This is a genomic window from Rhodanobacter soli (assembly GCF_040548735.1).
In the GTDB taxonomy this organism is placed as follows: Bacteria; Pseudomonadota; Gammaproteobacteria; order Xanthomonadales; family Rhodanobacteraceae; genus Rhodanobacter; species Rhodanobacter soli_A.
Genome location: NZ_JBEPSD010000004.1, coordinates 80,096 through 100,724 on the forward strand (window position 1 = coordinate 80,096; position 20,629 = coordinate 100,724).

Annotated in this window: 17 protein-coding genes; all 17 read left to right on the forward strand. The window is 69.6% G+C overall.

Annotated features, from left to right (window positions below; genetic code table 11):
- The 17 genes from ABIE04_RS17030 (at window position 1) to dusA (ending at window position 20,588) form a co-directional block, all read left to right on the forward strand.
- Window positions 1-822 (forward strand): hypothetical protein, encoded by an 822-nt coding sequence (locus ABIE04_RS17030; protein WP_354552970.1) that lies wholly within the window; start codon window positions 1-3, stop codon window positions 820-822.
- Window positions 815-2,659 carry an eCIS core domain-containing protein gene (locus tag ABIE04_RS17035; protein ID WP_354552973.1) on the forward strand — a complete coding sequence of 615 codons (1,845 nt, stop codon included), beginning with the start codon at window positions 815-817 and terminating at the stop codon, window positions 2,657-2,659. Before ABIE04_RS17030 ends, ABIE04_RS17035 begins: the two co-directional genes overlap by 8 nt.
- A gap of 13 nt (window positions 2,660-2,672) precedes the next feature.
- A complete protein-coding gene (locus ABIE04_RS17040; RefSeq protein WP_354552975.1) occupies window positions 2,673-3,491 on the forward strand; it encodes a hypothetical protein in 819 nt (272 codons plus the stop codon).
- Between the two features lie 17 nt (window positions 3,492-3,508).
- On the forward strand, window positions 3,509-4,264 hold the full coding sequence (locus ABIE04_RS17045; RefSeq protein ID WP_354552977.1) for a CHAP domain-containing protein: 756 nt from the start codon (window positions 3,509-3,511) through the stop codon (window positions 4,262-4,264).
- Window positions 4,261-4,917, forward strand: a complete 657-nt coding sequence (locus ABIE04_RS17050; RefSeq protein WP_354552980.1) for a hypothetical protein — start codon at window positions 4,261-4,263, stop codon at window positions 4,915-4,917. Before ABIE04_RS17045 ends, ABIE04_RS17050 begins: the two co-directional genes overlap by 4 nt.
- Complete coding sequence (locus ABIE04_RS17055; protein WP_354552982.1) at window positions 4,917-5,237, forward strand: LysM domain-containing protein; 321 nt, start codon at window positions 4,917-4,919, stop codon at window positions 5,235-5,237. The genes ABIE04_RS17050 and ABIE04_RS17055 overlap by 1 nt, the downstream gene beginning before the upstream one ends.
- Window positions 5,238-5,241: 4 nt before the next feature.
- The gene (locus tag ABIE04_RS17060; RefSeq protein WP_354553101.1) at window positions 5,242-6,366 is read left to right on the forward strand and encodes a hypothetical protein; all 1,125 of its coding nucleotides are present in this window, start codon (window positions 5,242-5,244) and stop codon (window positions 6,364-6,366) included.
- On the forward strand, window positions 6,363-6,869 hold the full coding sequence (locus tag ABIE04_RS17065) for a phage baseplate assembly protein V (RefSeq protein WP_354552984.1): 507 nt from the start codon (window positions 6,363-6,365) through the stop codon (window positions 6,867-6,869). Before ABIE04_RS17060 ends, ABIE04_RS17065 begins: the two co-directional genes overlap by 4 nt.
- A 10-nt stretch (window positions 6,870-6,879) precedes the next feature.
- Window positions 6,880-7,203 carry a hypothetical protein gene (locus ABIE04_RS17070; protein WP_354552986.1) on the forward strand — a complete coding sequence of 108 codons (324 nt, stop codon included), beginning with the start codon at window positions 6,880-6,882 and terminating at the stop codon, window positions 7,201-7,203.
- Window positions 7,204-7,211: 8 nt separating this feature from the next.
- A complete protein-coding gene (locus ABIE04_RS17075) occupies window positions 7,212-7,586 on the forward strand; it encodes a GPW/gp25 family protein (RefSeq protein ID WP_354552989.1) in 375 nt (124 codons plus the stop codon).
- Entirely contained in the window at window positions 7,583-10,306 is a 2,724-nt protein-coding gene (locus ABIE04_RS17080) for a putative baseplate assembly protein (protein WP_354552991.1), read from the forward strand. Before ABIE04_RS17075 ends, ABIE04_RS17080 begins: the two co-directional genes overlap by 4 nt.
- On the forward strand, window positions 10,303-13,413 hold the full coding sequence (locus ABIE04_RS17085) for a putative baseplate assembly protein (protein WP_354552993.1): 3,111 nt from the start codon (window positions 10,303-10,305) through the stop codon (window positions 13,411-13,413). Before ABIE04_RS17080 ends, ABIE04_RS17085 begins: the two co-directional genes overlap by 4 nt.
- A complete protein-coding gene (locus tag ABIE04_RS17090; protein WP_354552995.1) occupies window positions 13,410-15,644 on the forward strand; it encodes a hypothetical protein in 2,235 nt (744 codons plus the stop codon). Before ABIE04_RS17085 ends, ABIE04_RS17090 begins: the two co-directional genes overlap by 4 nt.
- Before the next feature lie 10 nt (window positions 15,645-15,654).
- Complete coding sequence (locus ABIE04_RS17095) at window positions 15,655-17,283, forward strand: DUF6519 domain-containing protein (protein ID WP_354552997.1); 1,629 nt, start codon at window positions 15,655-15,657, stop codon at window positions 17,281-17,283.
- A gap of 52 nt (window positions 17,284-17,335) precedes the next feature.
- Window positions 17,336-18,835 (forward strand): esterase/lipase family protein, encoded by a 1,500-nt coding sequence (locus ABIE04_RS17100; RefSeq protein ID WP_354552999.1) that lies wholly within the window; start codon window positions 17,336-17,338, stop codon window positions 18,833-18,835.
- A 150-nt stretch (window positions 18,836-18,985) separates the two neighbouring features.
- Complete coding sequence (locus ABIE04_RS17105) at window positions 18,986-19,444, forward strand: DUF4231 domain-containing protein (protein WP_354553001.1); 459 nt, start codon at window positions 18,986-18,988, stop codon at window positions 19,442-19,444.
- A gap of 160 nt (window positions 19,445-19,604) precedes the next feature.
- On the forward strand, window positions 19,605-20,588 hold the full coding sequence (dusA, locus tag ABIE04_RS17110; protein ID WP_354553003.1) for a tRNA dihydrouridine(20/20a) synthase DusA: 984 nt from the start codon (window positions 19,605-19,607) through the stop codon (window positions 20,586-20,588).
- The last annotated feature ends 41 nt before the right edge of the window (window positions 20,589-20,629 follow it).

A 20,629-nucleotide genomic window follows, 5' to 3' on the forward strand; every position in this document is an offset into this window, starting at 1 on the left:
ATGAGAGCGATACCAAAACCCCGTCCCGACGGCATCGTGCGTTTCGGCAAACGGAAGGCCAAACGCGACGACCGCAACCTGATGTTCGCCGCCTTGCTGAAGGCGCCGCCGGCGTTGCCGGCCGAGTACGACTTCGACGTGGTGCATCATGGCATCCCCACGCCGATGTTCGGCAACGACGAGTACGGCGACTGCGTGATCGCCGGCCGCGCGCACCAGACCCTGCGCTTCGAGAAGGCCGAGCAGAACAAGCTGATCAAGATCAGCGACAACGACGTGTTGCACGAGTACTTCAACGAGAGCGGCGGCGTCGACAGCGGCCTGGTCGTGCTCGATTCGCTGAAGGAGTGGCGCAGCAAGGGCTGGCTCGCGGCCAAACGGCGCTACAGGATCAAGGCTTTCGCGCAGATCGACCAGGCCAGGCGCAGCGAGGTCAAGCGTGCGGTGTTCATGGACATCGGCGTGGGCCTCGGCTTCACCCTGCCCGATGCCGCGCTGACCCAGTTCTATGCCGGCAAGCCGTGGGCGGTGGTGAGCGGCAAGGCCGGCCAGCCGAATCCGCGCAACGGCCACTACGTCTACGTGCCCGGCTACACGAAGAGCGGCCCGGTCTGCGTCACCTGGGGCCGCAAGCAGCAGATGAGCTGGGCCTTCCTCGTCAAGTACTGCGACGAGGCCTACGCGATCATCGACGCGATCGACACCACGAAGAAGAAACGCGGACTCGATGCGGGCAAGCTCGACGCCTTCCTCGCCGCATTGCGCAAGGCGAAGCTGGCGGCGAAGAGGACGGCGGCGCGCGCCGGAAACGGACATGGCTGAGCGCAGCGCCAGGATGGCGGTGAGGCCGGCGCCGGCGGTTCACGGCGCACTGCTGCAGCGCAAATGCGCCTGCGGCACGCATGTGCCGGGTGGTGGCGAATGCGCGGATTGCGCGAAGAAGCGGCTGCGGCGAAGCAGCCGCGAGGGTGCGGCATCGCCGATGGTGCCGCGGCTCGTGCACGACGTGCTCGCCACTCCGGGGCGGCCGCTCGAACCCGCGACCCGGAACTGGATGGAGCCGCGTTTCGGCAGCGACTTCAGCCGCGTGCGTGTGCACGACGACGGCCACGCCGCTGAATCCGCGCGCGCCGTGGGAGCGCTTGCCTACGCCGTCGGCAGCCATGTCGTGTTCGATACTCACCAGTACGCACCGGGCACGCCGGCGGGCCGCCACCTGCTCGCGCACGAGCTGGCGCATACGCTGCAGGACCCCGGCGCGGGCGGCCTGCACGCCTCGCTGGCGATCGGGCAACCCGGAGACGCCTCCGAAATCGCCGCCGATCGGGCGGCCGACGCGGTGACGCGTGGTGAGCGGGTTTCCGTTGCGCCCAGCGGTGGCGGGGTGATGCGCCGGCAGATGCGCGGTTGCGCCGCCAGCGCGGGCGACGGCCCGGATGTGCGCAAGGTGCACTGCCCGGACGGTTCCGATTACCGGGTGACGATGACGGCCGCCGACGGACCGCCGGTGCCGGGCTTCCACGGTTCGGTCACGCCAGGCGCCAGCCTCAAGGAAATCTGGCTGGACATCTCCCTGTGCAAGGGCAACATCCAGGTCAACCTGCAGCCGGGCGTGGACATACCGAAGGCGCTCGGCTCGGTGGTCGCCAACATGGTGGCGGGTTCCGACGCGTTGAAGGGCGTCGCCATCAATCCCGAGCTGAAGATCACCTTCATCCAGGGCTCGAGCTTCACGGTGTCGCTCACGCCGTCGGTCAAGCTGGACGACAAGGGCGTCGCCGGTGCCGGTGGGTCGGTGGAGGTGCAGACCAAGGACGTGACCGTGAAGGGTGGCGTGAATTGCGACCCGCGGGCGGGATCGTGCATGTTCACCCTCGACATCGGTGGCGGCGCGGCCACGAAGCCCGTGGACTGTCACAAGAAGGGCAAGCAGAAGATCACCTTCGCCTGCGAGAAGATCACCCACGTGCCGGCGGTGCCGGAGGTGCCGGCGCAGAAGCGGACGGAGACCCAGACGCGCTACGTGTTCTTCCGGCACGCCAGGCATGAGGTGCGCAAGGATTTCCGGTTGCCGACCGACATCCAGGCACTGAACGAACAGGGCTACCGGGTCACCTCCATCAAGGGTTTCACCTCGCCCGAGGGACCGCGCGGTTCCGAACACGCGCCGCAGTTCGAAGGCAACGTGGCGCTGGCCATCGAGCGGGCGCAGGCAGCCCGCGACTGGCTGGCGGACCCGAAGGTGTGCGCCGGCTGCGATCTGTCCGGCGCCAGGCAAAGCGGCGAGAGCGAGCTGCCGCCGGAACAGGGCCAGCAGGAGCCCGAGCCGAAAGGGCCGGACATGGAGCGCGGCGCCGTGGACGAGTTCCTCGGCAAGAAGGGCACGCCCGACCCGCTGGCGCCTGCCGACCCGGCGGGCCGAGCGAAATTCGAGCGCATGCCATTCGGCCGGCAGCGCGAACAGGCGTACGAGCTCATGCGCCGGGCAGCCATCGTGCTGGAGCGCACGCAGGTGGTGCGTGAACGCCAGCCCGGCGTTCCGGCGCGGGACGAGCCCAGTGCCGTCGAATGCAGCGCGGAAGTGCTGGAGGCGGCGCAGAAATCGTTCGGCATAAAGATCCCGGGGCCATTCAATTTCGACACGCCGGGTAAACCTTGATGGACACCTTGCCATGAACGTCTTCGACGGCCTGCTCGGCTACGAAAAACTGATGCTGGTGTGCGGCTTCATCCTGTTCGTGTTCGCGCTGGCGGCGATCACCGTGATGATCGTGCAGCGACGCGACTTCAAGATGGCGATGGCGCTGATCGTGCTCGCGATCGTGCTGATGGGCTTCCCCGGCATCCAGGCGGTGAAGTTCAGCCAGGACACGGTCGAGCTGGATCGCATCCGCACGCAGCCGCAGGCGCCGGCCGATCCGGCGCAGAAGCAGCAGGCCGAGCAGACGCTGGCCAATCTCGAGCAGCGCGCGGTCGGCAATCCGCAGCTGCAGGCGCAGGTATCGGACGGCTACCGCGCGATCGGCGAGGTGGACAAGGCGTACGACCTGGCGAAGTCGGTGCTGCGCGAGAAGCCGTCGGCGCAGGTGCAGGCCACCCTGGTGCCGGTGCTCACCGCGAAGTTGAACCAGGTGCAGGCCGGTGCGCGGATCATCGCGCCGCCAGCCGCTGCAACCAGCGCGCCGGCATCCGGCAGCGTGCCGCCTGCGGTGGCGACGGGGGCGTCGGCCGGCACCGCCAGCGTCGCGTCCCCGACTCCCGCGCCGGTGGCCCGCGAGCGCGAGCGCCAGATCGCCGCCATCGCCAGCCAGTTGCAGAGTACCGCCGCACCGTTGCCGGCGGCCTCGCATGCCGCGCTGGCCAAGGCCTACGTGGTGCTGGGCCAGCCGCAACGGGCCCAGGCGAATGTCGACGCCGCCCGCCGGATCGATCCGAACATTAGGATCAGCGCTGCCGTGCTGCGTGCGGCAAGGGCAGGCGGCAACCCATGACCGATGGAGCGATGACGATGGACACCTTACGCAAGAACGACCAGGGACCGCAGGTGCGGCAACTGCAGAAGCTGCTGGCGCAGCGTGGCTACGCGGTCGATGCCAACGGCACGTTCGACACGAAGACGTGGCAGGCGGTGCGCGCATTCCAGGCGCAAAATCTCGACCAGCACGGCCAGCCGCTGGTGGTCGACGGTGTGGTCGGGCCGCTGAGCTGGTGGAGCCTGCAGAACCCGAAGCCGTTCATCAAGACGCCGACCGCGGTCGATTACACCACGCTGCCGGCGAACGGCGGCAGCCAACTCGGCCGTGCCGCACTCGCGGCGGCGATCGGCGAGTTGAAGGCGAACGCGCGCGAGATCGGCGGCAACAACCGCGGTCCGTTTGTGCGCAAATACCTCGCGCCGGCCGGTCTCGACGAAGGCGATTCGTGGTGCGCCGGTTTCGTCAGCTGGTGTTTCATGCAGGCAAGTGGTGGCGACAAGGCGGCGATGCCGTTCACCTATATCGCCAGCGCGCGCACCTTGCTGGCCGAGTTCAAGCAACAGGGCTGGGCGTCGGCGCCGGGCAGCGGTTACCTGCCGCAGCCGGGCGACGTGGTGGTGTGGTGGCGGGTCAGCCTGGCCGGCTGGTTGGGCCATACCGGCCTGGTGCACTCGGTGCAGGACGGCATGCTGTACACGATCGAGGGCAACCGCAGCCCGCGCGTGCAGGGCTTTTCCTATGTGCTGAGCCGGATGGACAAGCTGCTCGGCTACGGCCACGTGCCATGAGCGGATTCCCCGGTTCCCCGCGCATCCTGAAGGGCGGCATCGTGCTGATCGACGCGGCCAACTCGGCGGTGCTGCGGGTGATCGCGCTGCAGTACAACCCCGATTCGCTGACCCGCTCGCTGCAGGTGCAGGCCGTCAGTGCGGACGGCGGCGACCGCTCCGAGGTGCTGCGCCTGAAGGGGCCGCCGGTGGAGACGCTGAAGCTGGAGGCGGAGATCGACGCCACCGACCAGCTGGAATTTCCGGAGCAGAACGGCGGCGTCGCCCAGTCCGGCATCTTCGCCCAGCTGGCCGCGCTGGAGACGATGGTCTATCCGAACAGCGGGCAGCTGCGCGCGAACGACCTGCTGGCGCAAATCGGCACGCTGGAAATCGTGCCGATGGAGACGCCGCTGGCGCTGTTCGTGTGGAGCAAGTCACGCATCCTGCCGGTGCGCGTCACCGAGTTCGGCATCACCGAGGAAGCGTTCGACACGGCGCTGAACCCGATCCGCGCCAAGGTCAGTCTGGGGTTGCGCGTGCTGTCGGTGAACGACGTGCCAAGCGGGCACAAGGCCGCCAGCCTGTTCATGAGCTACCTGCAACAGAAGGAGCGCCTGGCCAGCGGCGCCGGCGGCCAGCTGTCCGCGCTCGGCCTCAGTGGAGTGCCGTGATGAACCTGAACTTTCCGCCCACCAGCCGTTATGCGCTGACGCCCACCGCGAGCTTCGTGCGCGCCGACGGCACGGTGGTGATATACCTGAAGCGCCGCTTCGTGCCGCCCCCGGAAAACCTCGCCCTGCTGCAGTGGCATCGCGTGGTGCAGGGCGAGCGGCTGGACAACATCGCGGCGAAGTACCTGGGCGATCCCGAACAATTCTGGCGGCTGTGCGACGCGAACCGCGCGCTGCGTCCCGAGGAGCTGACCGAGACGATCGGCAAGCCGCTGCGCATCACCTTGCCCGAAGGCATTCCGGGGGTGCCGCATGCTTGAAGGCGTGCACTTGACGCTGTTGGTCGGGCCGGTGGTGCCGGTACCGGTGCCGCAGCCCGTGCTGGACGCGCTCACCCGGGTCGAGGTGAACGCGCCGGACGAGGGGGCCGGCGCGTTCACCCTGCAGTTCACGCTGAGCGTGCAGTCGCCGCTGCACACGCTGTTCCTGCTCTCGGGCGGCGGCGTGGTGCCGCTGCTGCGGGTGATCGTGGTGGTCACGGTGAACGGCATGCCGCAGGTGCTGATCGACGGCGTGGTGACCCGCACCGAAGTGGTGCCGGGCGCGGACCAGCGCCACACCACGCTGCAGGTCACCGGCGACGACCTCACCGCGGTGATGACCAAGCTGGAGTTTTCCGGCCTGCCCGGCCTGCCGTATCCGGCGATGCCGGCCGAGGCGATCGTGGCCTTGCTGCTGGCGAAGTACGCGTTCCTCGGCATCGTGCCGCTGGTGATTCCCAGCATCGCGATCGACGTGCCGATCCCGACCAACCGCATTCCGACCCAACAGGGCAGCGACCTGGAGTACATCCGCCTGCTGGCCGAGCGCGTCGGCTACGTGTTCTACCTCGACCCCGGCCCGCTGCCCGGCATGAGCACCGCGTACTGGGGGCCGAAGATCAAGGTGGGCGTGCCGCAGCCGGCGCTGAACGCGGACATGGACGCGGCCAGCAACGTCGACGAGCTCAGCTTCAGCTACGACGGCAACGCGCGGCAGCTGCCGGTGGTCTACATCCAGAACGAGCAGACCAAGGTGCCGTTGCCGCTGCCGATTCCCGACATCGGCCCGCTCAATCCGCCGCTGGGCCTGATCGATCCGCCGCCGCAGCAGTTCCGCCCCTTGCCCGAGACCGCGAAGTATTCGCCGCAGCGCGCACTGCTGCTGGGCATGGCCGAGGCGGCGAAATCCGCCGACACCGTCACCGGCCGCGGCAGCCTCGACGTGGTGCGCTACGGCCGCGTGCTGAAGCCGCGCCAGTTGGTCGGCGTGCGCGGCGTCGGCCCCGCGTTCGACGGCCTGCATTACGTCACCCAGGTGCGCCACACGATCCGCCGCGGCGAGTACAGGCAGAGCTTCCAGCTGTCGCGCAAGGGCCTGGTTTCCACCGTGCCGCTGGTGCCGTCATGAACCGCTATTACGGCAAGTACCGCGGCACGGTGGTCCAGAACGTGGACCCGGAACAGCGCGCGCGCATCCAGGTGATGGTGCCGGACGTGTCCGGGCTGATCCCGTCGAGCTGGGCGATGCCGTGCGTGCCGATCGCCGGCAAGCAGAGCGGCGTGTACGTGGTGCCGCAGATCGGCGCCGGCGTGTGGATCGAGTTCGAGCAGGGCGATCCGGATTATCCGGTCTGGGTCGGCGGCTTCTGGGGCAGCGCAGCGGAAGTGCCGGCGCTGGCGCTGGCCGGCAATCCGGCCAGCCCGAGCGTGGTGCTGCAGTCGGGCCTGCAGAACACCATCGCGATCAGCGACCTGCCGGGGCCGGCCGGCGGCATCCTGCTGAAGAGCGTCACCGGCGCGATGATCATGGTCAACGAGGTCGGCATCACGATCTCCAACGGCCAGGGCGCCACCATCGTGCTCGCCGGGCCGACGGTGACGATCAACAACGGCGCGCTGGTCGTGACGTAGGAGATGCACGATGCCGGGCTTCCTCATTCATGTCGGTGCCAGCGTGCTCTGTTCACACGGCGGCCAGGCGCAGGCCACCGCCCCAAATCCGCGCGTCGCGGTGAGCGGCCAGCCCACGGTGACGCTCGCCGCGCCGTGGCTGGTCGCTGGCTGCGCGCTGCCGCCGCCCACGGCGGCGAACGGGCCGTGCATCAGCGCGCAGTTCGTCACTGCCGCCACCCGGGTCACTTCCAACGGCCAGCCGCTGCTGCTCTTCGACAGCCAGGCGATCTGCGCGCCGACCGGCACGCCGCTGCTGATCGTCGCCAGCCAAACGCGCGTCACCGCGATGTGAGGACGCCCATGAATATCGCCAAAGAAAATATGGATTATCCGTTCCACTTCGATCCGCGCGGACGCACCGCGGAGACCGGTGACGACGAGCACGTGCGCGACATGATCGAGCAGCTGCTGTTCACCAGCCCGGGCGAGCGGGTGAACCGGCCCGACTTCGGCAGCGGCCTGCTGCAGCTGGTGTTCGCGCCGAACAGCCCGGAGCTGGCCGCCGCGCTGCAGTTCACCTTGCAGGCGGCGCTGCAGCGCTGGCTGGGCGACGTGATCGACGTGGGCTCGCTGGCGGTGAGCAGCGAGGACGCCGCCTTGCGCGTCGACCTCAGCTACACCGTGCGCGCCAGCGGCGACACGCGCAGCGACAGCTTCGTGCGGAGCCTGCCATGAACCGCGCGAACGCCCATGCGAGTCACGCCACGATCGGTTGCGCGCCGCTGCCGGCCTGCAGCGTGCCGGCGCGACGCGAAAAGTTGCGGCTGGCCGGCACGCTCAACGGCATCGACTACGTCGAGGTCGGCGACGACGGCATCAGCCTGTGCGTGCATTTGTTCGGCGACATCCCGCAAGGCCTCGGCATGGCCAACGTGCGCATCACCGGCGGCGACCGCATCACCGGGCTGCGCGTGCTCAGCGTGAACCCCGAGCTGGAACCGGACATGCACGACGACGCCTGCCTGCGTGTGCTGCTCGACCGCGAAGGCGACCACACGGCGTACTGCCTGTGCCTGGTGGATGCGGCTTCCGGCAACGACCCGGCCGGCTGGCTGGTGTATCCCGGTTTCGATCCGCGCTATGCCTGCGCCACGCTGCACTTCCGCCTGGACTGCGCGAAGACGCTGGATTGCGCGGACGAGGCGCCCTGCGTGAAGGCATCGCCACCGGCGCCGGAGATCAACTACCTCGCCAAGGACTACGCCAGCTTCCGCCAGCTGTTCCTCGACCGCCTCGCGCTGGACATGCCGGCCTGGCAGGAGCGCCACGTGCCGGACCTCGGCATCGCGCTGGTGGAGACGCTGGCGTACACCGCCGACTACCTCAGCTACTACCAGGACGCGGTCGCTACCGAGGCCTACCTGGGCACCGCGCGCAAGCGCATCTCGGTGCGCCGGCATGCGCGGCTGGTCGACTACCGCATGCACGAGGGCTGCAATGCGCGCGCGCTGGTGACGCTGGCCAGCAGCAACGACCTGAGCCTCGAACTGGCCAACCTGCTGCTGCTGGCGCCGCCGTCCGGGCCGGGCCATCCGCAACCCGGCGTGATCGACGCGGCCCAGCTCGACACGGCGCGTGCGCAAGGCGCGCTGATCTACGAGCCGATGCTGCTGGACGGCATGACCACGTTCGACGTGGTCGCCGCGCACAGTGCGATCCGGCTGCACAGCTGGGGCGACGAGCTGTGCTGCCTGCCGCGCGGCAGCACGCGCGCGACCCTGGTCGACACGGCGCCGCCGGCGCCGCCGGCAGCGACGGATGCCGCCGCGGTCGCGCCGCCGCAGCGCGCGCTGAAGCTCGCGGCCGGCGACCTGCTTATCTTCGAGGAAGTGCTGGGACCGCAGACCGGCAACCCGGCCGACGCCGATCCCGCGCATCGCCACGCCGTGCGCCTCACGGACGTCCGGACGTCCGTCGACCCGCTGGACGGCACCCTGCTGCTGGAAGTCGCGTGGGATGCCTGCGACGCACTGCCGTTCGACCTGTGCCTGTCGGTGCGCACGCCGGCGCCGGACTGCGCCTGGCTGCACGACGTCAGCCTGGCGCGCGGCAACGTGCTGCTGGTCGACCACGGCGAACACGTGCGCGGGCAGTGCACGTCCACCGCGATCTGCCTGCCCGGCGACAGCGACGGCGATTATCCCGGGCTGACCGCCGCGCTCGCCGCGATGCCGGATGCCTGCACGCGCTGCGGCACGCTGGCCGAGGACTGCTGGCTGGTGCCGGGTAGCACGCAATACGGCTGCTGCCGTTGCGACGGCGCGGTGCAGGACGTGCGCCGCCCGCCCGCCGACACCGGCCACGTGTTGCCGGACGCGCCGCTGACCTGGGCCGAACCGTTGCCGCCGCATGCGCCGGTGTGCCGGCTACTGGCGCGCGACCCGCGCCAGGCGCTGCCGCAGCTCGCCGTCTACGGCGGTGCGCTGGCCGACGTGCTGGTGGCCGGCACGCCCGATCCGCGCTGGCGCTGGCTGCCGCGCCAGGACCTGCTGGAGAGCGGCCCGGACGATCGCCATTTCGTGGTCGAGGTCGACGACGATGGCGCCGCCCACCTGCGCTTCGGCGACGGCGTGCTGGGCGCGCAGCCGCAGGCCGGCGACTTCTTCCGCGCCGCCTCGCGCATCGGCAACGGCCCGGCCGGCAACGTGGGCCGCGACAGCATCGTGTGGCTGGCGCTGAAGTCGGGCGTGCTGTCCGCCGAGCTGCAGCCGCGCAACCCGCTGCCGGCCAGCGGCGGCACCGCGCCGGAGAGCCTGGCCGAAGTGAAGCTGTACGCACCCGGCGCGTTCCGCGCCAAATCACTCCGCGCAGTCGTCGCCGACGATTACGCGAGGTTCGCCGCGCAGGCGCCGGAGCTGCAGGGCGCCGCTGCCGCGCTGGAGTGGAGCGGCAGCTGGTACGCGGTCGACGTGATGGTCGACCCGCTGGGCTGCGAGAACCTGCCGTCGGCACTGGCGCGGCGGATCAGGACGCAACTGGAGCGCTACCGCCGCATCGGACACGACGTCGAGGTGCATGCGGCCTGCTACGTGCCGCTGCGCATCGCACTGTTCGTCTGCGTGCTGCCGGACTTTCTCGTCGCCCACGTCGAGGCCGAGCTGCGCGACCGCTTCGGCACGGGCCTGCGCCGCGACGGCACGCCCGGCTTCTTCCATCCGGACCGGCTCAGGCTGGGTGCGCCGGTGTTCGCCAGCGCACTGCTGGCCGAGGCGCAGTCGATCGCCGGCGTGGCCCACGTCGAAGTCACCACGTTGGTCCGCGCCGAGGGCGGCGATGACGGCGTGCCCGACGACGGCGTATTGCACCTGGCCGCGCGCGAAATCGCCCAGGTCGACAACGACCCGGACCATCCCGACCACGGCAGCATCAGCTTCGATATGGGAGGTGGCCGATGAGCTGCTGTAGCGCCTGTGGCAGGCATGCCTGCGCCTGCGGTTGCGGCGCGACCGCCGGCACGCCGTTGCCGTTGTACAACCGGCCGGGGCTGTCCAGCCTTGCGTACCGTGTCGGTACGTACGCCGACTTCCGCGCCACCATGCAGCGCGATCTCAGCGATGCCGCACTGCCGGCGCTGGCCGGACTGCGCACGCGCGAGGCGGACGACCCGGCGATGGCGCTGCTCGACGCCTGGGCGGTCGGCGCCGACGTGCTGAGCTTCTATCAGGAACGCATCGCCAACGAAGGCTACCTGCGCACTGCCACCGAGCGGCGCTCGGTGCTGGAGCTGGCGCGGCTGGTCGACTACCGCCTGCGCCCCGGCGTGGCCGCCAGCGTCTACCTCGCCTACACCGTGGAAAAGGACTCGCCGCCGGTGACCATTCCCGCCGGCGCCCGCGCGCAGTCGGTGCCCGCGCCGGGCGAGCAGATGCAGACCTTCGAGACCGCCGAGCCGCTGGACGCGCGCTTCGAGTGGAACGCGCTCAGGCCGCGGCTGACCCGGCCGCAGAACATCACGCTCGACAACGTCGCAGGGCTCGGCGAGCTGTGGATCGCCGGCACCGCCAGCAACCTCAGGCCGAACGACCGCCTGCTGTTCCTGTTCGGCGACCTCGCCACCGGTGTGCAGGCGATCCGCTTGGTGCGGTCGGTCGAGGTGCAACAGCAGAGCGGGCGCAGCAAGGTGTTGTTGCAGCCGGTCGAAGCGGCGACGGCGCAGATCGTGGCGGCGGCGAACAAGGCGATCATTGCGCTGAACGCATCGGCCGCCGGACCCCATCGCGAAAGATGGCTGGAAGGCATCGAATCCGCGCGCAGGGATCTGCTGCTGGGCGGCGACAACGGTGGCAGCTTCGACGTGCTGATGAATCGCCGGCTGGATGGCATTCCCGCCGGACCGCCAGCCGTCGACGATTTCAAGAGCGCGGTGGATGCGGCGTTCGGCACGGCTCCGCCGTCCGCCGGGCCGCCGGGCGGCTTCGGCGCGCTGTTCGCCGCGCTGACGCTCACGCCGACCTTGCAACCGGCCAGCCGTTTCCGCCTGCAACGCAACGTCGTCAGCGCGCTGGGCAAGGCCAGCGACGTGCGCCCGCAGCTGCTGCTGAATTTCGAGGCGCGGCTGGCCGACAACTTCTACCGCGCCTGGACCAGCGTGCCGCAGGGCGAGCCTTCGCCGGCGCTGAGCGGCGTCCATGTGCTGCGCGTGGCCGCGCCGCTGTTCGGCTACAACGCGCCGCAAAGCATCTCCATCACGCAGACGCCCGATGGCCATGGTGGCTCGACCTCGAAGGTCGCCACCACCGAGCTTTCGCTGGATGAAGATCCGAATGTCGTGCGCCTGGACAATGGCTACGACGGTGTGATGGCGGGTAGTTACCTGGTCATCCATCCGTCTGGTGACGTTCCCACGGTGGCGCGGGTGAAGAGCGTGCGGGTTCATCCGCAGCTGAGCTACGGCATCAGCGGCAAGACCACCGAGATCACGCTGGATGATCCGTCGGTGGATGGCGACTCGGTGGTGTGGCAGGTACCAAGCATGACGGCCTTGCGCAGCACGCAGGTGCATGCGCAGAGCGAACCGTTGTCGCTGGCCGAGCTGACCATCGCCGACACGGTCGGCCGGGTTGCCGATGACGGTGCATCGCGCACGACCAGCGACAGCGCCACCCGGCTCACCCTCGACAGCGCCGTCGACGGCCTCAAGGCCGGTCGCTGGGTGATCGTGGAAGGCCGGCGCAGCGACGTGCCGGGTACCGATGCGGTGAGCGCCGCCGAGCTGGTGATGCTGGCCGCGGTGGAGCAGGGCGCGGATGCGGATCTGCCGGGCGACACCGTGCACAGCACCCTGGTGTTCGCCAACCAGGGCCTGGCATACAGCTACGTGCGCGACAGCGTGGCGGTGCATGCCAACGTGGTGCGCGCCAGCCATGGCGAGACGCGCAACGAGGTGCTCGGCAGCGGCAGTGGCGCGTCGTCGATGCAGGCGTTCGTGCTGAAGCAGTCGCCACTGACCTGGGTTTCCGCCGCCACCGTCGACGGCGTGCAGAGCACGCTCACGCTGCGCGTCAACGGCATGCAGTGGCACGAGACGCGCAACCTCGCCTTCGCCGGCGCGGCCGGGCGCAACTTCGTCACCGCCACCGACGACGACGGCAAGACCACCGTGCAGTTCGGCGACGGCATGCACGGCGCGCGGCTGCCCGCCGGCGTCGAGAACATCGTCGCCACCTACCGCAACGGCATCGGCACGCCGGGCAACGTGCGCGCGGGGCAGGTCAGCCTGCTGGCGACCCGGCCGCTCGGCGTCAAGGACGTGGTCAACCCGCTGCGCGCCTCCGGCGGCGCCGACGCGGAGACGCGCAACCAGGCGCGCCGCAACGCGCCGCTGGCGGTGCTGGCGCTGGACCGGCTGGTCTCGGTGGCGGACTACGCCGACTTCGCACGCACGTTCGGCGGCGTCGGCAAGGCGGCGGCGGTCAAGCTGGGCAGCCTGGTGCAGGTCACCATAGCCGGCGCCGCCGATGCGCCGATCGATGCCACCTCCGACCTCTACCGCAACCTGCTGCAGGCGTTGCAGCAGTACGGCGATCCCTCGCTGCCCGTGCGCCTGGGCGTGCGCGAGCTGCTGGCGCTGACCGTGAGCGCGAAGGTGGGGCTGTTGCCGGACTTCGCGTGGGAGTCGGTCGAGCCGGCCGTGCGCGCGGCGCTGCTGGATGCGTTCGGCTTCGAGCGGCGCCTGCTGGCGCAGAACGTCTATCTCAGCGAACTGGTTGCCTGCATGCAGGCGGTGCGCGGCGTGGCCTGGGTCGACGTGGACGCGTTCGGCAGCCTCGACGAGGCGACCCTGCTGGCCGGCTTCGGCGCCGGCGGCGACAACGGCAAGGGTGGCGATGGCGCCGCGTTGACGAGCCACGTCGCCGTCACGACCGCGACGACGACGGTGCCGCCGCGCGTGCAGGTGCTTCCTGCCCGCTACGACGACAACGGCATGCTGCGCCCGGCGCAACTGGCCTATCTGCCGCCGAACGTCCCCGACACCTTGCTGCTGCAGGAGGCCACGCCATGACTGCGCGTCCGGATCGGCTGTACGACCTGCTGCCGGTGGTCTACCGCATGCGCGATGCGGAGCAGGGTTACCCGCTGCGCGATTTTCTGCGCGTGCTGTCGAGCCAGGCCGACGTGCTCGAGCAGGACATCGCCCGGCTGTACGACAACTGGTTCATCGAGACCTGCGACGACTGGGTGGTGCCCTACCTCGGCGACCTGCTCGGCTACACCTTGTTGCCCGAGGCGGCCACGCTGGGCGAGGACGGCCGCCGCGACGCCAGCCTCGGCCGCGTGCTGGCACCGCGCGCCGACGTGGCGAACACGATCGACGCGCGCCGGCGCAAGGGCACGCTGTCGCTGCTGGAAGACCTGTCCCGCGACGCGGCGGGCTGGCCGGCGCGCGCGGTGGAGTTCTACCGCCGGCTCGGCTGGATGCAGCATCTCGACCACCCGCATCCGCAGCGCGGCGGCACGGCCGACCTGCGCGATCCGGGGCGGCTGCAACGGCTCGGCTGGGCGAACGGCGCGTTCGATCCGTTCGCGCACAGTGTCGACCTGCGGCGCATGGGCAGCCGGCATCGGCACGGCCGCCACAACATCTCCGCGGTCGGCGTGTTCGCCTGCCGCCTGCGCAGCTACCCGGTGAACTGCACGCCGGCATACTGCATCGAGGAACGCGGCCCGCAGTGCTTCAGCTTCAGCGTGCTCGGCAACGACACGCCGCTGTTCCAGCGTCCGGTCGCGGAAACCGAACCCACGCACATCGCCGACGAGCGCAACCTGCCACTGCCGCTGCGCCGCTGGCGTTTCGCCGAGCGCGGTCCATTGGCCGACTACGCCAGCGTGTCGGCCGAACTCTACGGCGACGGCCGCAGCGTGCAGGTGTGGGCGCCGGACTGGCCGGCGAAAGGCCAGGGCGTGCCGGTGCCGCGCGATGCGCTGATCCCGGCCGACCTGTCCGGCTGGCGCGGCCAGGTGCCGCGCGGGCGCGTGGCGCTCGACCCCGAGCGCGGCCGCCTGATGTTCCCGGCCAACCAGCGGCCGAAGCGCGGCGTGTGGGTGAGCTACCAGTACGGCTTCGCCGCCGACCTCGGTGGCGGCGAGTACGCGCGGGTCACGCCGGAGTTGGAAGGCGCCACCCGCTATGTGGTGCATGCCACCTTGCCGGGTCGCGCGGCGAGCGGCAACTGGCCGGCCGGCCACTTCGGCAGCATCGCCGACGCGCTGACGGCGTGGGTGCAGGCCAAGGCGACCACGCCGGCGCTGCGCGCGCTGGTGATCGAGCTGGCCGAAAGCGGCGTGTACGAGGGCAGCATCGACCTGCAGCTCGATGCGGGCGAGGCGATCCAGCTGCGTGCCGCCGAACGCACGCGGCCGGTGCTGCGCCTGCTCGATGTGCGTGCCAGCCAGCCGGACGCGCTCAGCGTCAGTGGCCGCGCCGGCAGCCGCGTGCTGCTGGACGGCCTGCTGGTCGTGGGCCGCGGCATCGAGGTGCACGGGCCGGGCGACGAGGCCGCCACGGACGACGACCTGTGCGAGCTGCTGATCCGCCACTGCACCCTCGTGCCTGGCTGGGCACTGCACTGCGACTGCGACCCGAAGCGTCCGGGCGAACCCAGCATCACCCTCGACGGCACGCGCGCGGCGCTGCGCGTCGAGCACAGCATCCTCGGCGCGATCGCCGTGATCAGCCCCGAGCGCCGCGGCGAGCCACCGCCGCTGGAACTGTGCGACAGCATCCTCGACGCCACCGGCATGGAGCGCGTGGCGCTGGGTGCGCCGGACGAGGCGGTGGCCTATGTCGAGGCCAGCTTCCGCCGCTGCACGGTGATCGGCGAAGTGCAGGCGCATGGCATCGCGCTGGCCGAGGATTCGATCTTCGCCAGCCCGCTGCGCGTGCTGCGCCGGCAGCAGGGCTGCGTGCGCTTCTGCTACGTGGCGCACGGTTCGCGCACGCCGCGTCGTTTCCATTGCCAGCCCGACCTGGCGCTGGCCGCGGTCGCCGCGGCCGATCGCGCGCACGAACGGCTGCGCGTGATGCCGCAGTTCCGCAGCCGGCGCTACGGCACGCCGCACTACCTGCGCCTGGCCGACGGCTGTTGCGTGGAAATCCGCAGCGGCGCGTCCGACCGTTCGGCGATGGGCGTCTACCACGACCTGTACGAACCGCAGCGCGAGGCGAACCTCGCGGCGCGGCTGGCCGAATACGTTCCGGCGGGCACGGACGCCGGCATTCTTTTCGCGAATTAGGAGATCGACCATGAAAGGCGACTTCGCACGCGTCAGCTTCGACCCGACCCTGCACTACAGCCAGGTGTTCCAGCAGCAGGGACGCGTGCTGCTGGAGGCGGACTGGAACGAACAGGCGCACATCCAGCTGCATCTGCTGCGCACCCTGGTGCGCGACCTGGTCGGCCCGTGCTGGGCGGCAGGCGGCGGTTTCGCCATCACCGGCAGCACCACCAACGCCGACGGCAGCAGCAAGCCGCTGCCGCTGACCGACTGGCAGCTGGCGCCGGGGCATTTCTACGTCGACGGCATCCTGTGCGTGAACGAAGCCGTGTGCACGCTGGCGCAGCAACCGTACGCGCCCACACCGGACTTCGGCGTGGCCGACGGCAAGAGCGGCTTCGAGAACCCGCCGGCGGGTTTTGCGCTGTGGCTCGACGTGTGGGAGCGGCATCTGTGCGCGGTGGAAGCGCCGCGCATCGCCGACGTGGCGCTGGACGGCGTCGACACCGCCTCGCGCGCGCAGGTGGTATGGCAGCTGCGCATGCTCGACCAGCCGCGGGCGCAACAGCAGCTCGACGACGTCGCCGCGGCACTGAAGACGCGCCAGGATGCCGCCGGCAACCCGGCCGACGTCGCTGCGGTCAAGCAGCAGATCGCCGAGGTGGCCAAGCTGCGCAAGAGCCTCGATGGGAACGGCCAGGCCAACGCTTCACCCTGCGCGATGCTGCGCCAGTTGCTCGGTGCGCGCGCGGCGTATGCGCTGCCGCGGCTGCGCGCGGAACTGGGGCCGCAGGAATCCGACAACGATCCCTGCGTGATCGCCGCCGACGCGCGCTACCGCGGCTGCGAGAACCAGCTGTACCGGGTCGAGATCCACCGGGGCGGGCCGGCCGGCACGGCCAGCTTCAAGTGGTCGCGCGAGAACGGCTCGGTGGTGTTCGCGGTCACGCGCAGCGACCTCGGCGCAGCGGCAGACGACGGCAGCGCGCAGCTGACGGTGACGCTGGTCCGGCTCGGCCGCGATGCCCGGCTCGGGCTGGCGGCGAACGACTGGGTCGAACTGGTCGATGACCGCTACACGCTGGGGCAGCGCGCGTACCCGCTGCTGCAGGTGATCGCGGTCGACCTGGCAAGCTGCAGCGTCACCCTGAACGTGCCGAAGAACACCACGCCGTGGCCGTTGGACGACGACCCGCGCCGACATCCGCTGCTGCGTCGCTGGGATCAGCGCGAGGCGGTGAATGCGCAAGGCGTGCAGGCCGTGGCCGAAGGCGCGCCGATCGCGCTGGAGGACGGCATCCAGGTCAGCTTCGAAGCGGGCGGGCTGTATGCCATCGGCGACTACTGGCTGATTCCCGCGCGAGTGGCCGGCAACGGCCTGCTCGACTGGCCGATGAGCGGCACGGCGCCCGCTGCGCTGCCGCCGCGCGGATTGCATCACCACGCGGTGCTCGGCGTCACCGGCGACAACGCCGCCTACGACGAATGCTGCTGCCGCTTCGACAGCCTGTGCGAGTTGCTGCGCGCCTCGTCCAAGACGCACGGCCACGACCTGCTCACCGCGCCCGCGGTGGGCGCCGCCAAGTCCACGGCGGCGGCCGGCAGCGCCAAGCGCAAGCGGACGCGCGCCAAGCCGGCGAAGCCCGGCAATCCCTGAGTGCACCGCGCCTCAGCCCCGGCATCCGAATCATGGCCAAGGAAACTGTCCGATGGATCCGCTGACTGCTCCGTACTTTCCCATCATCTACGTCCGCGGCTACGCGATGACGGCGAACGAGATCGCCGATACCGTCGCCACGCCGTACATGGGCTTCAATCTCGGCTCCACCAAGCTGCGCCAGGCCTGGGACGGCACCGTGCGACGCCATGTGTTCGAGTCCCCGCTGGTGCGGTTGATGAAGGATTACGGTTACCGCGACGTCTACGCCGATGGCAGCGAGATCAGCGGCGAACTGCCGGCGCGCAGCGTGGTCATCTACCGCTACTACGAAACGGCCGACACCGACCTGGGCGACGGCAAGGTGCTGTCGATCGTCGAAGCCGCCACCGGCCTGCGCGACCTGATCCGCCAGCTGCGCGACCAGGTCTGCGGCACCGATGCGGCGCGGAAAAAGGCGTTCCGCGTGTACCTGGTCGCCCATTCGATGGGTGGACTGGTATGCCGCAGCTTCCTGCAGAACGACAAGATCAGCACCGGCGCCGACCGTGCCATGGTGGACAAGGTATTCACCTACGCCACACCGCACAACGGCATCGAGATGGTCGGCTTCAATGTGCCGGCGGTGCTCGGCCTGTGGGACATGAATAACTTCAACCGCAAGAACATGGCCGGCTACCTCGGCCTGAAGGGCACGCCGGAGCGTGTGGATACGCTGGACGGCAAGTTCGATCCGCAACGCTTCTTCTGCTTCGTCGGCACCAATCATCGCGACTACGAGGCGGCGCTCGGCATCTCGCGCAAGCTCGCCGGCGAGATGAGCGACGGCCTGGTGAAGATCGAGAACGCCACCGTGAGCGAAGCGCCGCGCGCCTTCGCCTACCGCAGCCACAGCGGCGTATACGGCGTGGTCAATTCCGAGGAGGGTTACCAGAACCTGGTGCGCTTCCTGTTCGGCGACATGCGCGTGGACGGTGTGCTGGAGGTGGACGTACTGCCGCTGCCGGCCTCGGTGCAGAAAGCGAAGGACGACGGCAAACAGGTGCGTGCTTCGTACTACTTCGAGGCCACCGTGGCCCCGCGCGGCACCAACAGCTACCGCTTGACCGAGCGTCGCCGGGATACCTTCAGCGCGATCCTGCGCGGCTTCGACGAACTGCTGCGACCGGACAACGCCGGGCTGGCGGCGCCGCGCTCGCCGGTGCTGTTCTCGGCGTTCCTCGACACCAGCAAGATCACCTCCGGCAATACCGTCGTGTTCAGCGTGGAGCTGACCGTATCGACCACCGGCTACACCATCGACAACAAGCTGTGGCTGGACAAGCACGTCGAGGGCGAATACCTGTTCCGCGACACCGTGGTAGTCCGGGCGACGCGCAGCGGCGATGGCTGGAACGTGCGCTACGTGCTCGCCGACGAGCAATCCAGCGAAGGGCTCGGCACCCTGGCCGAGTCCCGGCCGGAGGGCTACCTGATTCCACTTTCTTCGCAGAAAGGCTTCAAGGGACGGCTGCGGCTGACGGTGCAGCGACCCGTGCCGGCAGGCGGCTGAGCTTCCAAGGCAGGGGCCGCAGCAACGATCCATGTCCGGCTTGCCGAAAAGGCAGCTTGCCGCTTGTTCGCCCACCGGCCTGAAAGCCCGTTTCCAGTTCAACCGATCAGGACATCCCTCGAAGCATTGGCCACTTGCGGAGTTTGGACGATGGACAAGAACGAATGTCTTGCGATGCAGCTGGCAACCCACATCGACTGGTTCGACAAAGAGTCGAGAGGGCATAAGCAGCTGCACCGGAAACTGCGCTACCTGGCCTTTTCCCTTACTGCGCTGTCGACGGTCCTGGCCGGGCTGGCGCTTGCCGCGCCCGAACTGCAGACGTCAAGCAACGTCGCCATCGTGTTGACCACGGCGGTCGCCGGCCTGGCTACCTCCATCGAGGGTTTGCGCAAGCCCGGTGAGTTATGGATCCACGAAAGAACGCTCTACTACGCGCTCAAAGATCTCAAGCGCAAACTCGAGTTCAGCACCTCGGAGGATCACGACCCCAGGGTCGTCGACATCATTTTCTCCGAGATGCAGGACGTTCTTGGTTCTGCACGCGAGCGATGGAGCCGGCAAGTGGCCGGGAAGGCGGGAAAGGAATCATCGGACCGGTCAACTTGAGGACGCGTAACCGGAGTCATCAATTCGCATAACTGGCGCCTGCTTGGCCTTGGTTTTCACAGCCCCGGTCGCCAATAGGCCCCGCGAACGGGTCCGGTTCGCCCGCGACCGGCTTGGCAACCCACCCTAGTGGGCAACGGGCTGCCTTTACACTATGCGGATGAACGACTCCGCCTGCGCGTCACCCTGGCGTCTATCCGTCGCCCCGATGATGGACTGGACCGACCGGCACTGCCGCTACTTCCATCGGCTGCTGACGCCGCGGGCGCGGCTGTATACCGAGATGGTGACCAGTGCGGCGCTGGTGCGCGGCAAACAGCTACGCCTGCTCGAGCACAGCCAGCAGGAACATCCGCTGGCCTTGCAACTGGGCGGCAGCGATCCGCACGAACTGGCGCAGGCGGCGCGCTTTGGCGCCGAGGCCGGCTACGACGAGATCAACCTCAACGTGGGCTGCCCGTCGGACCGGGTGCAGTCGGGGCGCTTCGGTGCCTGCCTGATGTACGAGCCGGCGCTGGTGGCCGAGTGCGTGAAGGCGATGCGCGACGCGGTCAGCGTCCCGGTGACGGTGAAGTGCCGCATCGGCGTGGACGACCAGGACGACTACGCCGGGCTGCAGCACTTCACCGAGCTGATGCTGGAGGCCGGCGTCGGGGTGCTGGTGGTGCACGCGCGCAAGGCCTGGCTCAAGGGCTTGTCGCCGAAGGAGAACCGCGAGGTGCCGCCGCTGGATTACGCGCGGGTGTACCGGCTCAAGCGTGAATTCCCCGAACTGGTGGTGGTGATCAACGGCGGCATCACCACGGTGGCACAGGTACAGGCGCATCTGGCGCAACTGGACGGGGTGATGCTGGGCCGCGCCGCGTACCACGACCCGTACCTGCTGGCGCAGGTCGAGCATGCACTGCACGGCGAGCCGCTGCCCACGCGTGAAAGCGTGTTGCAGCGCCTGCGGCCGTACGTCGAGGCCGAGCTGGCGCGCGGCACCGCGCTGAAGCACATCAGCCGGCACCTGCTCGGCCTGTATCAGGGCGAACCGGGCGCGCGCGCGTTCCGCCGCACGCTCAGCGAGGGCGCGCATCTGCCGGGCGCGGGCTGGGCCTTGCTGGAACAGGCCCAGGCGCCCTGCGCGGCGGCAGCGTGACAGCTACCGTCCGTCCGGTCAGTATTCAGGCCTGATTGCCT